This is a genomic window from Photorhabdus noenieputensis (genome assembly GCF_018448935.1).
GTDB lineage: Bacteria > Pseudomonadota > Gammaproteobacteria > Enterobacterales > Enterobacteriaceae > Photorhabdus > Photorhabdus noenieputensis.
In genome coordinates this window covers 357,683-372,114 of record NZ_RCWC01000001.1, presented here as the reverse complement: position 1 = coordinate 372,114, position 14,432 = coordinate 357,683, and the positions used below count along the sequence as shown (strand labels likewise).

The 14,432-nt window shown below is 43.3% G+C and carries 17 protein-coding genes; 5 read left to right on the top strand and 12 right to left on the bottom strand.

Annotated elements, in window-relative coordinates:
- The first annotated feature begins 37 nt into the window (after nucleotides 1–37).
- The 4 genes from EAE91_RS01775 (at nucleotide 38) to EAE91_RS01760 (ending at nucleotide 2,395) form a co-directional block, all read left to right on the top strand.
- On the top strand, nucleotides 38–346 hold the full coding sequence (locus tag EAE91_RS01775) for a tail fiber assembly protein (RefSeq protein WP_376744721.1): 309 nt from the start codon (nucleotides 38–40) through the stop codon (nucleotides 344–346).
- 413 nt (nucleotides 347–759) lie between these two features.
- On the top strand, nucleotides 760–1,488 hold the full coding sequence (locus EAE91_RS01770; protein WP_214086985.1) for a gp53-like domain-containing protein: 729 nt from the start codon (nucleotides 760–762) through the stop codon (nucleotides 1,486–1,488).
- Nucleotides 1,489–1,542: 54 nt separating this feature from the next.
- Nucleotides 1,543–1,977, top strand: a complete 435-nt coding sequence (locus tag EAE91_RS01765) for a tail fiber assembly protein (RefSeq protein ID WP_214086984.1) — start codon at nucleotides 1,543–1,545, stop codon at nucleotides 1,975–1,977.
- Nucleotides 1,978–2,134: 157 nt separating this feature from the next.
- On the top strand, nucleotides 2,135–2,395 hold the full coding sequence (locus EAE91_RS01760; RefSeq protein WP_214086983.1) for a YfhL family 4Fe-4S dicluster ferredoxin: 261 nt from the start codon (nucleotides 2,135–2,137) through the stop codon (nucleotides 2,393–2,395).
- Nucleotides 2,396–2,397: 2 nt separating this feature from the next.
- Here EAE91_RS01760 and acpS read toward each other — a convergent pair whose 3' ends face one another.
- From acpS to rpoE, 11 genes are all read right to left on the bottom strand, one after another.
- Complete coding sequence (gene acpS, locus EAE91_RS01755; RefSeq protein WP_011147524.1) at nucleotides 2,398–2,778, bottom strand: holo-ACP synthase; 381 nt, start codon at nucleotides 2,776–2,778, stop codon at nucleotides 2,398–2,400.
- Nucleotides 2,778–3,509 (bottom strand): pyridoxine 5'-phosphate synthase, encoded by a 732-nt coding sequence (gene pdxJ, locus EAE91_RS01750; RefSeq protein WP_214086982.1) that lies wholly within the window; start codon nucleotides 3,507–3,509, stop codon nucleotides 2,778–2,780. The genes acpS and pdxJ overlap by 1 nt, the downstream gene beginning before the upstream one ends.
- 69 nt (nucleotides 3,510–3,578) lie before the next feature.
- Nucleotides 3,579–4,304: a DNA repair protein RecO gene (gene recO / locus EAE91_RS01745; protein ID WP_214086981.1), complete on the bottom strand. Its 726-nt coding sequence runs from the start codon at nucleotides 4,302–4,304 to the stop codon at nucleotides 3,579–3,581.
- Between the two features lie 9 nt (nucleotides 4,305–4,313).
- Nucleotides 4,314–5,222 carry a GTPase Era gene (era, locus tag EAE91_RS01740; protein WP_049582190.1) on the bottom strand — a complete coding sequence of 303 codons (909 nt, stop codon included), beginning with the start codon at nucleotides 5,220–5,222 and terminating at the stop codon, nucleotides 4,314–4,316.
- Nucleotides 5,219–5,899: a ribonuclease III gene (gene rnc, locus EAE91_RS01735; RefSeq protein ID WP_046396035.1), complete on the bottom strand. Its 681-nt coding sequence runs from the start codon at nucleotides 5,897–5,899 to the stop codon at nucleotides 5,219–5,221. The genes era and rnc overlap by 4 nt, the downstream gene beginning before the upstream one ends.
- Before the next feature lie 176 nt (nucleotides 5,900–6,075).
- Nucleotides 6,076–7,056, bottom strand: coding sequence for a signal peptidase I (gene lepB / locus EAE91_RS01730; RefSeq protein WP_214086980.1), 981 nt, complete (start codon nucleotides 7,054–7,056; stop codon nucleotides 6,076–6,078).
- A 20-nt stretch (nucleotides 7,057–7,076) separates the two neighbouring features.
- A complete protein-coding gene (lepA, locus tag EAE91_RS01725; RefSeq protein ID WP_214086979.1) occupies nucleotides 7,077–8,873 on the bottom strand; it encodes a translation elongation factor 4 in 1,797 nt (598 codons plus the stop codon).
- A gap of 193 nt (nucleotides 8,874–9,066) precedes the next feature.
- Nucleotides 9,067–9,531: a SoxR-reducing system protein RseC gene (gene rseC / locus EAE91_RS01720; protein ID WP_214086978.1), complete on the bottom strand. Its 465-nt coding sequence runs from the start codon at nucleotides 9,529–9,531 to the stop codon at nucleotides 9,067–9,069.
- Complete coding sequence (gene rseB, locus EAE91_RS01715) at nucleotides 9,531–10,487, bottom strand: sigma-E factor regulatory protein RseB (RefSeq protein WP_214086977.1); 957 nt, start codon at nucleotides 10,485–10,487, stop codon at nucleotides 9,531–9,533. The genes rseC and rseB overlap by 1 nt, the downstream gene beginning before the upstream one ends.
- A gap of 5 nt (nucleotides 10,488–10,492) precedes the next feature.
- The gene (gene rseA / locus EAE91_RS01710) at nucleotides 10,493–11,143 is read right to left on the bottom strand and encodes an anti-sigma-E factor RseA (RefSeq protein WP_214086976.1); all 651 of its coding nucleotides are present in this window, start codon (nucleotides 11,141–11,143) and stop codon (nucleotides 10,493–10,495) included.
- Between the two features lie 39 nt (nucleotides 11,144–11,182).
- Nucleotides 11,183–11,752 (bottom strand): RNA polymerase sigma factor RpoE, encoded by a 570-nt coding sequence (rpoE, locus tag EAE91_RS01705; protein WP_214086975.1) that lies wholly within the window; start codon nucleotides 11,750–11,752, stop codon nucleotides 11,183–11,185.
- Nucleotides 11,753–11,955: 203 nt separating this feature from the next.
- Here rpoE and nadB point away from each other — a divergent pair, with 203 nt between their 5' ends.
- Nucleotides 11,956–13,560 carry an L-aspartate oxidase gene (nadB, locus tag EAE91_RS01700; protein ID WP_214086974.1) on the top strand — a complete coding sequence of 535 codons (1,605 nt, stop codon included), beginning with the start codon at nucleotides 11,956–11,958 and terminating at the stop codon, nucleotides 13,558–13,560.
- A gap of 67 nt (nucleotides 13,561–13,627) precedes the next feature.
- Here the strand turns inward: nadB and trmN are convergent, their stop codons facing one another.
- Nucleotides 13,628–14,377: a tRNA(1)(Val) (adenine(37)-N(6))-methyltransferase TrmN gene (gene trmN / locus EAE91_RS01695; RefSeq protein ID WP_214086973.1), complete on the bottom strand. Its 750-nt coding sequence runs from the start codon at nucleotides 14,375–14,377 to the stop codon at nucleotides 13,628–13,630.
- Nucleotides 14,378–14,432 lie beyond the last annotated feature (55 nt).

The following is a 14,432-nucleotide window of genomic DNA, read 5'->3' as shown; positions in this document are numbered from 1 at the left end:
CCAAATGACCCTTTACCTGTAACTGATAACATATTCAATGAGTTTTCGGGAATCCCCCCCCATAGGAAAAATACTTTCCTCTGGCGAAGATGGTCTTCCTTGTTGGGAAGATATTCCACCACCAACAAAAGAGGAGTTGATATCCATAGCGGAAAGCCAAAGAACGCAACTTATATCTTACGCAAATGAAAAAATAACCCCACTTTCTGATGCAGAAGAACTTGATATAGCAACAGACGAAGAAGTACTATTACTCAAAGAATGGAAAAAATACCGAGTGATGCTTAACCGGGTTGATACTTCAACAGTACCGGAAATTGACTGGCCAATTGCGCCATTATCATAATTAGTAAAAAGACCGGGATTCAAGCAGAACCCGGCCTTAATCATTTTATTATTGCTAATACTACAATAGTAAATATTCTATTATCATCCAAACTCTTCTTCGCCAAGACTTTATAGCTCATACGACATTAATGATCTTGCACGTCATCAAAATTTACTTTCCAGAATAAATCTTTCAACATGGAAATTACTTAAGATAGTTCACAAGAGAAACTGAATTATTCCGATATATTTTCAACTGAAATATATTGAATTATTTCTTACTTAAAACATGCGAAAAATAATTAACCCCATAATATATAAAGATATTTAATTATTCCTTTTTATCTCTAGACTATGAGCGTTGAGAAATTTCTCTACAATAATTTAAGATATTATCTATAAAACCCGCCATTGAATTTTAGGGAAATATATATGAATCCAAAAAACGATTTTAAAGCGTTTTCTATTGGTAATAACGCTAATGTAGTGAGCCAGGCAACATATGAAGGAGAGCAAATTTTAAAAACTGGGTTTCCAGAAGAAGATAGAATTTTCCGTCATGTGTTAAATAAAGCGTTACGTCAATCATCCACAATAGCCTCTGTTGTAGCTGACTTTATCGCGACAGAATCTGACAGTGATGTTCTCGATGAGGGTGATACCGTTAAGATCAAAGCTCAATTAAATAGAGCGCTAGAAAAAAAATTTACAAATCAAATTTCCGATTTCGCATTGGAAAAAGCAAAAAACGGGGCAGATATTCCCAATAAAAATGAGTTTGTAAAAAACCTGGGTTTAAATGAAGCTGCGAAACGAGAAGTGGGCATTGGTGTTAATCAAATTCCAGATATGTCGTATTTTACCGCAAATTTAGCTAGCGCTGGTTGGCAAAAATTACCTTCAGGTTTAATTGAAACATGGGGATTTGTACTGGCTAACGGTCATGGCTCTCTTGAGGCTGGGTATTTAAATACTTTTCCAATACCATTTCCTAACGCATGTTTAAATATTACGTTAACTCATGGCGGTTATAACCCCCAAGACGCCGGAATATGTTCAGTAGCCATAGTAAGCCGGAGTCAATTCCAATGCTATAGGAGTCCTACTGCTAATAACACTTCTTCTCCTGTTGGAGTATTTTTTAGGGCAATAGGATATTAATTAGAAATAATCAATTTACCATTATGATTATTTAATTAAAATTGGTAAAGAATTATGAATAACAAAAACTATGTATTTAGCGCATCAAATAAAGCATTTTATCCACTATTATTACAACAGAATTATATTGCAGCGGGCTCATGGCCAAATGACCCTTTACCTGTAACTGATAACATATTCAATGAGTTTTCGGGAATCCCGCCCACAGGAAAAATACTTTCCTCTGGCGAAGATGGTCTTCCTTGTTGGGAAGATATTCCACCACCAACAAAAGAGGAGTTGATATCCATAGCGGAAAGCCAAAGAACGCAATTTATCTCTCACGCAAATGAAAAAATAACCCCACTTTCTGATGCTATGGAACTTGATATCGCAACAGACGAAGAAATACGATTAATCAAAGAATGGAAAAAATACCGAGTGATGCTTAACCGGGTTGATACTTCAACAGCACCGGAAATTGACTGGCCAATTGCGCCATTATCATAATTAGCAAAAAGACCGGGATTCAGGCAGAACCCGGCCTTAATTATTTTGTTATTACTAATACTACAACAGCCATAAATATTTTGTTATTATTCGAGCTGTTCTTTCCCAAAAGAATGAAAAAACAAATATAAAATGAAAAATAAGTTAATCTATTGAAATGTCGTTATTAATCAAAAAAAGCTGTATTAATTGTGATATGTGTGAACCCGAATGTCCCAATCAGGCTATATCGATGGGAGATGAAATTTATGAGATTGATGCCGACCGTTGCACCGAATGCATCGGTCATTATGATGTTCCAACCTGTCAATCAGTCTGTCCGATAAATAATACCATTATCACCGATCCAGACCGACAAGAAACAGAAGAGCAACTGTGGGATAAATTTGTATTACTGCATCATGCGGATAAAATCTGAAATCAACGCTCAAGAATAACGGTCGCACAGGCATAGCGGCGCTCATCAGCCAATGTCACATGCAAAGAGGTCGCCCCTAATTGCTGAGCCAACGCTGCTGCCGCACCATAGAGTCGCAAAATCGGTTTTCCCAGTGCATCATTGACCACTTCAAACTGGTTAAATGCCAGCCCATTACGGATACCCGTACCTAATGCCTTTGCTGCGGCTTCTTTTACCGCAAAGCGCTTAGCCAAAAAACGAACCGGTTTTTCATGTTGCTGATATTGTTCCCATTCTAATTCACTGAGAATGCGTTTTGCCAAGCGCTCACCTGAGCGCTCGACAACCCCTTCAATACGGGCAATTTCAACAATATCTGTACCTAACCCAATAATAGCCATTAACGGCGAGCTTTCCGCATTTGGGTTTTCATATCCGCCACCGCAGCGGTCAAACCACTGAATACCGCACGTCCAATAATGGCATGACCAATATTCAACTCATAAATTTCTGGCAGAGCAGCAATACGTTGTACATTATGATATGTCAGCCCATGACCCGCATTAACCGTTAGACCTTTATTCGCTGCATAAGTCACGGCTGCTTTAATACGATGAAACTCTTTTTCCTGTTCTACTTCATTTTCTGCATCAGCATAAGCACCAGTATGAATTTCAATGAAAGGTGCGCCAACTTCACTAGCCGCATCAATTTGTCGATGTTCCGCATCAATAAATAACGAGACAAGAATCCCCGCATCAGATAGACGCTTAACCGCCGCAGCAACCTTATCTTTCTGACCAATAACATCCAAACCCCCTTCTGTTGTCACTTCCTGCCGTTTTTCAGGCACCAAACAGCAAAATTCAGGTTTAATACGACAGGCAATATCCACCATTTCATCTGTCACGGCCATCTCAAGGTTCATCCGAGTCTGGATAGTTTTTTTCAACAGTTCTACATCCCGATCGGTAATATGACGGCGATCTTCACGCAAATGAATGGTAATGCCATCGGCTCCCGCCTGTTCCGCAACAAAAGCCGCTTGAACCGGATCAGGATAATTGGTGCCGCGAGCATTGCGCACCGTCGCAATGTGATCGATATTAACGCCTAATAATACTTCAGCCATATTTATCTCCTGTAGTCATATTAGAATATGACAAGTTTACACTTTCCATCTTGAAGAGAAACAAATTCATTAGTTTTCTTTCTTTTCAGGCTTCTGACGTACAAACTGCCGAAATAATTCGCGACTTTTTAAAGGCTTGCCACCGAGATAAGGTTTCAATGCAATACGCGTAAAACGCTTTGCTGCCTTTAATGTTGCAAAATCAGGGAATTCACGAGTTGCCAGTGACTTTAATTCGCGCCCGGTAAAACTGTAATGATCAACAACCAAGCTAGCGATAAATCCTTTTTCTTCTCTATAACGGTAGGTCATCGTGTCAGCGACAGGTTCACCACTGCCCGCACAATGCAGATAATCAACGCCATAACCAAGATTTGCCAGCAACGCTAGTTCAAACCGACGTAATGCATATTCCGGTGTATATTCACTGGCAGCAAGAATCTGCAAACATTGGAGATAATCAAAGAATAAGGCGGGATAAGCCGTTCCCTGTTCAAGCACTCTTGACAGCAATTCATTGATATATAAACCGCTGTACAATACATTGCCGGTAAGCGGAAGGGCCAGAGAGATAGGATCTGCATCACGCAGCGTTTTAATTGCCCCCCGCCCACTCCAACGAACCAGCAATGGGGTAAATGGCTGCAAGCAGCCTTTCAAATTGGAACGACGGCTACGCGCACCTTTTGCCAACACGCTAATCCGCCCTTCATTTTCAGCGAACAGATCCAGTAACAGACTAGTTTCACTGTAAGGTCGCCCATGAAGAACAAAAACACGTTGCCAACCGTCCACAGGGATGCCTTATTTCAAATCATCAACGTAACCCAAGCTACGTAACGCTCGCTCATCATCAGCCCAACCTGCTTTAACTTTAACCCATAGTTCTAAGTGGATTTTTACATCAAACAGTCTTTCCATATCCTGACGGGCTTCAATACCAATGGTCTTGATTTTACTGCCTTTATTACCAATAACCATTTTCTTCTGGCCTTCACGCTCAACCAGAATCAAACCGTGGATCTTGTAACCACCGCGCTCGTTCGCCACGAACTGCTCAATTTCAACCGTGACAGAATATGGCAATTCGTCACCAAGAAAACGCATAAGCTTTTCTCGGATGATTTCAGAAGCCATAAACCGCTGAGAACGGTCAGTAATATAATCTTCCGGGAAATGGTGAGTCGCTTTCGGTATATATCCGCGCACAATTTTAGCAATCGTATCAACATTCATGCCTTTTTCAGCGCTCATTGGGACAACATCCAGAAAACTCATCTGTTTACTGAGAAAACCAATATGTGGCAACAAGCTGGTTTTATCGGTCACGTTATCCACTTTATTGATAGCCAATAAAACCGGACAACGCAGATTACGCAGTTTGTTCAGTACCATCTCGTCATCCGGGGTCCAATGAGTCCCTTCGACAACAAAAATAACCAACTCCACATCACCGATAGAACTGCTGGCAGCCCGGTTCATCAGCCGGTTAATCGCCCGTTTTTCTTCAATATGTAACCCTGGCGTATCCACATAAATAGTCTGATAAGCACCTTCTGTATGGATACCCATAATACGGTGACGGGTCGTTTGCGGTTTACGGGAAGTAATAGATACTTTTTGACCTAAAAGCTGATTCAGCAACGTGGATTTCCCCACATTAGGCCGTCCAACTATTGCAACAAAGCCGCAATAGGTTTCTTGTTCGCTCATTCAAGCTCCAGTTGTTTTAATGCTTGCTCAGCCGCTGCTTGTTCCGCTTTGCGACGGCTAGAGCCTGTTCCTTTAACTGGCAGTTCGATACCGCTCACTTGACAGTGAATAGTAAATTCTTGGTCGTGAGCTTCACCACGAACCATAACAACCAGATATGACGGCAGAGGCAAATGATGCCCTTGCAAGTATTCCTGTAAACGGGTTTTCGGATCTTTCTGTTTGTCGCCAGGGCTGATCTCATTCAAGCGAGTTTCGTACCATCTCAGGATAATTCTTTCAATAGTCTGGATATCGCTATCAAGGAAAATCGCACCAATCAATGCTTCAACGGTGTCAGCAAGTATTGATTCACGACGGTAACCGCCGCTTTTCAGTTCCCCCGGCCCTAAACGCAGGCATTCACCTAATTCAAATTCCCTTGCCAATTCAGCCAGCGTATTACCACGCACTAATGTGGCACGCATGCGGCTCATATCCCCCTCATCAACCCGAGGAAAACGATGATACAACGCATTGGCAATAACAAAACTCAGGATTGAGTCACCAAGAAATTCCAGCCGCTCATTATGTTTACTGCTGGCACTACGATGAGTTAACGCTTGTATCAGCAGATCATGCTGATCAAAAGTGTACCCCAGCTTACGCTGCAATCTGTTAATTACGATGGGATTCATGTGCTACCAATATCGGTCAGAATTCGTCAAATAAAAACGCACACGCAACAGACCTGTTACAGGAACCCCTGACAAAACTGTTGCGTTTGCACTGGCTCCTTTTGGGAGCCAGTCATTAAGTTTGAAAGGACATTCTACACTGCGAGTAAAATTAATGCTTCGCTAATATAAAAATATTAATTAATTCCACCAATACGGCTGAAGCGAACTCCGGTAGGCCATTCTCCTTCCTGTTTTTCAAAACTCATCCAGATGGCGGAAGCGCGACCGACCAGATTCTTCTCAGGGACAAAGCCCCATACACGGCTATCAGCGCTATTATCACGGTTATCACCCATCATAAAATAGTGGCCTTCGGGCACAACCCACATTCCCTCTGGCAAGCCAGGCTGACGGAAATTAGGTACCGATAGTACACCTGGAATCTCCAAAATATGGTGAGTTACCGCGTCCAAATTCTCAATCCGTTCACCTTGTCGCATACTGTAAGGCGGCAACGTTTCTTCAACTGGAATTTGGAAAACACCGACCTTTTTCGAACTTTCACCCTTGGAATCGACACCATATTGCTGCATTGTCCATTCACTTGGGAATAGTGAACCGTAAGAAACCGGTAATTCTTCCTGACAATTCCCTGTTTTGCTGCAATTAGAAAAAATACGTAACTCTTTCTTTGCCGGATCATAAATAATTTTATCGCCCGGTAAACCAACCACCCGTTTGATATAGTCAAAACTGGGGTCCAACGGGTATTTAAATACGGCAACATCACCACGCTTTGGCTCGCCGGTCTTAATCAATGTTGTTTGAGTGATGGGATCTTTCAATCCGTATGCATATTTTTCCACCAGAATGAAATCACCAATCAATAAAGTTGGCATCATGGAACCCGATGGAATCTGAAAAGGCTCATAAACAAAGGAGCGCAGGATCAGAACCACGGCTAACACAGGAAAAATAGATGAGCAAGTATCCACCCATGTTGGCTTGTTAATAGTTTCAGCCAGATGCTCCTGATCCATTGTACCTTCAGTCAACTCTTGCAATCTGGCAAGTTTTTTCTTGCGCGCTGGTGCCCATTTGAAACGATCAATACACCAAATAATTCCGGTGACTAACGTTGCCAACGTTAGGATCAGGGCAAAAGTGTTAGCCATTTAGACTCCTTACAAGCTTATTAATTGTCTTTACCAACATGAAGAATGGCTAAGAAAGCTTCCTGTGGTAACTCAACGTTACCCACTTGTTTCATTCGTTTCTTACCCTCTTTCTGTTTCTGCAATAGCTTTTTCTTACGGCTGACGTCACCACCATAACACTTCGCCAAGACGTTTTTACGCAATTGCTTCACTGTTGAGCGAGCAATAATATGATTACCAATCGCAGCCTGAATTGCGATATCGAACTGCTGACGAGGAATAAGCTCTCTCATCTTCTCCACCAGTTCCCGGCCACGGTACTGTGCATTGCCACGGTGAGTAATTAGCGCCAATGCATCAACTCGTTCACCGTTAATCAATACATCCACACGAACCATATCAGATGACTGGAAACGAGTGAAATTATAATCCAGTGAAGCATAACCGCGAGAGGTAGATTTCAATCGATCGAAGAAGTCCAAAACCACTTCCGCCATCGGTATTTCGTAAGTCAGTGCAACCTGCTTACCGTGGTAAACCATGTTGGTTTGCACCCCACGTTTCTCAACACATAATGTAATCACGTTCCCCAAGTACTCCTGAGGTAACAACATATGACACTCAGCAATTGGCTCACGCAAATCTTCAATATTATTCAGCGGTGGTAGTTTAGATGGGCTGTCCACATAGAGAATATCGCGGCTAGTTGTCTCCACTTCATACACAACCGTTGGGGCCGTTGTAATAAGGTCGAGATCATATTCCCGTTCCAGACGTTCTTGAATAATCTCCATATGCAACAGGCCAAGGAAACCGCAACGGAAACCAAAACCCAATGCAGAAGAACTTTCTGGCTCATAAAATAGCGAAGCATCATTCAGACTCAATTTACCTAATGCGTCACGGAATGCTTCATAGTCATCAGAACTAACCGGGAACAGCCCCGCATAAACCTGTGGCTTCACTTTTTTAAAGCCCGGAAGTGGTTTTTCCGCAGGTTGACGGGCCAATGTCAAAGTATCCCCGACAGGCGCGCCAAGAATGTCTTTAATTGCACACACTAGCCAGCCCACTTCACCACAACCCAATACATCACGATCAATACGCTTAGGGGTGAAAATGCCGAGACGATCGGCGTTATATACCTGGCCGGTACTCATTACCTTGATTTTATCACCCTTGCGCAAGGTACCGTTTTTAATCCGCACCAAGGAGACAACACCAAGGTAATTATCAAACCATGAGTCAATGATAAGAGCCTGTAATGGCGCATCAGGATCGCCTTCCGGTGCTGGAATCTCTTTAACCAAGCGCTCAATGACGTCTTGTACACCAACACCCGTTTTGGCCGAACAGCGCACTGCATCGGTAGCATCAATACCGACAATATCTTCGATCTCTTCCGCTACACGCTCAGGCTCTGCCGCTGGCAAATCAATTTTATTCAGCACAGGAACAACTTCAAGATCCATATCCAACGCGGTATAACAGTTAGCCAGCGTCTGGGCTTCCACTCCCTGTCCCGCATCAACCACCAGCAATGCCCCTTCGCAGGCAGCTAGTGAACGGGAAACTTCATATGAGAAATCAACGTGCCCCGGCGTATCGATAAAGTTTAATTGATAGAGTTGCCCATCATTCGCCTTGTAATCCAAGGTAACGCTTTGGGCTTTAATGGTGATACCACGCTCACGCTCAAGATCCATTGAATCTAGCACTTGCTCTGCCATCTCACGATCTGTTAAGCCACCACAAATTTGAATAATACGGTCAGATAACGTCGACTTACCGTGGTCAATGTGAGCAATAATGGAGAAATTTCGTATTTGCTTCATTATAAATATTTTTCTGCCTTGATATTTCTGAATCATTCGCCTAATGGACACACAGAGGGACATAAAGCGACGGTTTATTAGGTCGGCCACCGGCCTGAAAGGCTGTATTCTACATGCCAAATCTACGAAAACCTAGTCATGCCTGCGGCTTTAAAGTATGAATTGTTAGACGTCTTGGATGATTAAAGTAGGTTTATTCCCGCTGCTGAATGTGAATGGCATCAGGAGGCAAGCCGATTTGCAAAACGACAGGTTGATATTCCTGCCGATTATCCCAGTAAGTGGCGATTCTGCGGGCAGAGAAGAATCCTAACGCGCCGCCTAAAACACCGCCACAAAACACCCATAATTGATTGGTCATCCATAACTGAAAAAGTGCACTACCAAGGAATAGCCCAATCAGCGGAGTCAAATAAACCAGCAACGCCGAACGTAATAAGCTCCCCTCAGGAATCCCAACTTCCACTTTTTGCCCCGGTTGCAACGGTTGTAAAATCTCAAGTTCAAGCTGATGTATGCCATCAGCCCCTAATTTATTAAGCAAATAAGAACCACACGTCGCTCGCGCCTGACAACTGCCACAACCAGAAGAGGAACCATAACGTAATAATGCCCGCCCCTGTTGCCAGTGAATTACTGTTGCCCATTCTTTGACCATCAATCAGCTCCTATAAACGCAACACCAGCGGCGATACGCTTGGCGGTTGCCAATGGCAATTCACCAATAATTGTCACCTCATTTGCTCCACGTATCACACTATAAATCGTTCGGGGCCCACGACGGAGAGGATATTCCAACTTACCGGTCTTATTAACATTAGTCACATTCACGGAAAAACTAAATAGGCCATCACTGAACATAATGGATTCAAGTGAGTCACTATTTGACAATTTACGACGGTTACGCGAAACCTCAACGAAACCAGCCGGCAATTTACCCACTTTCCAATTGAATACGACCTTTTCTGACGGTGGAATGACCAGCATTGGCGGCATATTCAAGCGAGTAATCACACTCATTGCATCATTGATACCCCCACCGATGGTGGAAGAAACAACCCTAAATTGCTCAAGCGCCTCACTATCACGATCCAGTAAATCAATACGTAATGGCAAATGAGTCTCTTCGTCGATCAGTAAAATATAATTATAACGCACTTCATCTTTGGAGGTGATACGTACAACCCTACAAGGCCGATCACCGATATGGGTACGACCAACATCAATGAAATTGTAATATTTTTTCAACTGATTGAAGTCAGCAAAAATGACGGCTGGTAAATAATCAATAATATGATTACCGCTAAGGCTGAAAGCATCTAATCCAGGTTCAAAATAACTGATCTCATTACCACGCTGGACAATCTCCCTACGAGAACCATCCATCTGCATAATCTGAGCAATTGGAATATCATCGATAACGGCGTGGCGATAACGAACTGAGACGATTGACTGCTGGTTGAGATTAATAAAAGCAAGCTCGTAAGTCAGAGACTGAGTGGCATTACCCATCTCCTGCAACAAAACTTCAGCGCTGCTGAGCTGCGCCGAAGCTTGTAAAGGAGCAAACAAGCAGCCCGCCAGCAAGCAAACGGAAAACCAAATATGTTTCATTACTGCTATTGTGTTCCTAAAGATTGCGTTCCGGGAACCGGAATAGCAACCTGTGGCGAAATTCCCCGTTCGTCATTTTGCTTAAAATGCACACGGCGATCGAGTTCATATTGTTGCAGCATGATGTTAATACGTTTATTACGCTCCTGCATTTGAATGCGCTGATCATTGCCAAATACATCATCACCAGAAGGCACTCCCAAACTCACCGGAGAAGCCGATCCCATCATTGGCAAAGTGTTAAATGCAGGCGTATCAGATTGATATTCAAGATCCTCAGCACTATGGCTGTTGTACTGCTGTACACCAACCAATACAGCCAGCGAAACACAGGCTGCAACACTTACTTGAACCATTTGACTCACCCAAGGACGAAGCTTTTGCCAGAACGGCATTTTTTGCCAGCTCTCTGGTTGAGGCTGAGATTCAGGAATAGCCTCAAGGACGGAATGAACCGGCTCTTTTTCAAGTGCCAATGCAACCCGACTAGCAATATCCAAGTGCAGTACTTCCGTCACATCACCGCGCAATGTGTCACGGATCAAGTGGTAATTTTCCCAGCGTTTCTGCATTACAGAATCTTTAGACAAAATACTAACGACTTCACTATCAAGAGTTTCGCCATCCATCAATGCGGAAAGTTTTTCTCTTTGCATGCCAAAGTACCCTTCAGTATTGTTCCACTATTTTTAATTTTAAATCAGTGGTTGAATGTTATCCTCAATGGCTTCCCTTGCACGGAAGATGCGGGAACGAACCGTACCAACCGGACAACCCATAATGGTGGCTATTTCTTCATAGCTTAACCCATCTAATTCCCTCAGCGTTATTGCTATTCGCAAATCTTCGGGAAGAGATTCAATGGTGCGGAAAACCACCTGCCTCAATTCTTCTGACAACATTAAATTCTCAGGGTTCGAAATTTCTTTTAATGCACTCGAAATTTCATAATTTTCTGCGTCACTGGCATCCAAATCACTGGACGGCGGACGGCGCCCTTGAGAGGTCAGATAATTCTTTGCAGTATTTACTGCTATACGATACAACCAAGTATAAAAAGCACTATCACCACGAAACGAAGCCAATGCCCGATAGGCTTTAATAAATGTTTCCTGAGCAACGTCAGGAACATCACCCTGCGGAATATAGCGGGATAAAAGACTCGCCACTTTATGCTGATATCTGACTACCAGTAGGTTAAACGCCTTTTGGTCACCTTTCTGCACTCGCTCGACCAGCATTTGATCCGTTAACTGCTCGCTCATCCGAGGTTAAATCTCCCGAAGCAAAGCTCCACATTGATATTTATTGAACTAACCATGATGTCCTATTCCTGAGCAAGCATGGCTTTGAGTAATAAAATTCTGCGAAGTTCAATTTTTGTCATCATTTTGTTGCAATCATAGCTTTGATAATATCTGATAGGCTAACATGATTTTTACCCATCTTCATTCATACATCATCAATTATGCAATCATTATTCTCTCAACATTACAGCGATGTACTTATTATTGGCAGCGGTGTCGCTGGCCTATCTCTGGCTTTACGGCTAGCCTCACAATATAAAATCACGGTATTAAGTAAGAGTATTCTTAGTGAAGGTGCATCCTATTATGCACAGGGTGGTATCGCCGCTGTATTTGATAAAACGGACAGTATCACATCTCATGTTGAAGATACCCTTATTGCCGGGGCAGGGCTTTGCGATAAAAGCGCTGTTGAGTTTATCACCAGTAATGCCCGTCATTGCGTGCAATGGTTGATTGATCAAGGTGTTATGTTTGATACAGAAACCAGCGAAGATGGAGAAAAACAATATCATCTGACCCGCGAAGGTGGTCACAGCCATCGTCGTATTCTGCATCATGCTGATACAACCGGCAAAGAGGTAGAAACGACACTGGTTGATAAAGCGATGTCTCATCCAAATATCACGGTGAGAGAGCGCTGCAACGCGGTTGATTTAATTACATCAAATAAAGCCCGGTTAGATGGTGAAAACCGAGTCGTCGGCGCTTATATCTGGAACCGTCAGCAAGAACAGGTGGAAACTTATCGCGCGAAGGTCGTGGTACTGGCAACAGGCGGTGCGGCTAAAGTCTATCAATATACGACCAATCCCGATATTTCATCCGGCGATGGCATTGCAATGGCATGGCGCGCGGGCTGCCGCATCGCCAATCTCGAATTTAACCAGTTTCATCCGACTTGTCTTTTCCATCCACAGGCACGCAATTTCCTGTTGACAGAAGCCCTGCGAGGTGAAGGCGCATATCTGAAACGCCCCGATGGTAGCCGTTTTATGCTTGATTTCGATGAACGTGCTGAACTCGCCCCTCGCGATATCGTAGCACGAGCGATTGACCATGAAATGAAACGCCTGGGTGCTGACTGCATGTTTCTGGATATCAGCCATAAACCAGCGGATTTCATTATCCAACATTTTCCAATGATTTATGAAAAATTGCTGACACTGGGTTTTGATCTAACAAAAGAACCGATTCCAATCGTTCCTGCTGCCCATTACACCTGCGGTGGTATTGTTGTCGATCATCAGGGACATACTGACCTCAACAATTTATACGCTATCGGTGAAGTCAGCTATACAGGTCTGCACGGCGCAAACCGTATGGCATCTAACTCTCTGCTGGAGTGCCTAGTGTATGGCTGGTCTGCTGCGGAGAGTATCCAACAACAGATTGAAACAATAGCAGAAGTACCGCAACTCCCTTTCTGGGATGAGAGCCGGGTTGACAATTCAGATGAACAGGTCGTCATTCAACACAACTGGCACGAATTACGCCTATTTATGTGGGATTACGTCGGCATTGTGCGTACAACCAAACGCCTGGAACGAGCATTACGCCGTATTAATATGTTGCAACAGGAAATTCACGATTATTATTCCAATTTCAGGATTTCTAACAATCTGTTGGAATTACGAAATCTGGTGCAAGTCGCTGAATTAATCGTGCGTTGTGCGTTAGAAAGGAAAGAGAGCCGAGGTCTGCATTTCACACTGGATTACCCCGATTTATTGCCAGAATCAAAACCAACGATTTTAACACCCTAATTTTTGCTGGCAAGACCTCTGCATGACCACGTTCCGGCGTGGTTCTTTCAATAACTCAATGAATAATTCAACAATAGAGGTAGAAATCCGTCACCCATTGCTGAAATTCTTGCGTATATGTACCGTCTGGCTGACGAATAGTTAATTCACTGGTTAAGCCGGTTTTTTCCTGACGAGAAAATGCCAATAACACCCGATGCAATGGCTTGCTTTGCCTGTCGCGAATATTGACCCGATGATGGGAAAACCAGCCCAGACGACATGCCATTGTTTCAAATTCCTCCCCAATGGCATATGGCAATACCACACAAAACAGACCATCCTCTGTAATCAACGTCTCTGCATACTGTAATAACCGCCGGTGAGTCAGCGACCCCGTATAACGAGCCTGTTCCCTTGCCTCATTTCGACAAGCAACAGCCGGTTCAAAATAGGGGGGATTACTGACAATTAAGTCATAACATTGCGAATACTGTTCAGCAAAATCACCAATATCCTGCTGATAAACATCTATCTTTTTCTGCCAAGGAGATTGCTCTGCATTATCTTGCGCCTGCAATGCGGCCTCGGTATCCAGTTCCACTGCATCAATTTTAGTATTTTCATCGGTACGCTGTGCTAGCATCAGCGCAATGAGCCCACTGCCACAGCCAATATCTAAAATCGCTTTTTTGCCACTCACCGGGGCCCATGCTCCCAATAAAACGCCATCAGTCCCGACTTTCATCGCACACCGATCATGACCAACAAAAAATTGCTTGAAAGTAAATCCACCTCGGCGTAAAAGTCGTTTCTGTTTCAAATTAATAACCTGCATCTATTTAGTATAAAAAAATTTCGCCATAGGATAAGGGTTATTATGTTTCGGTAAA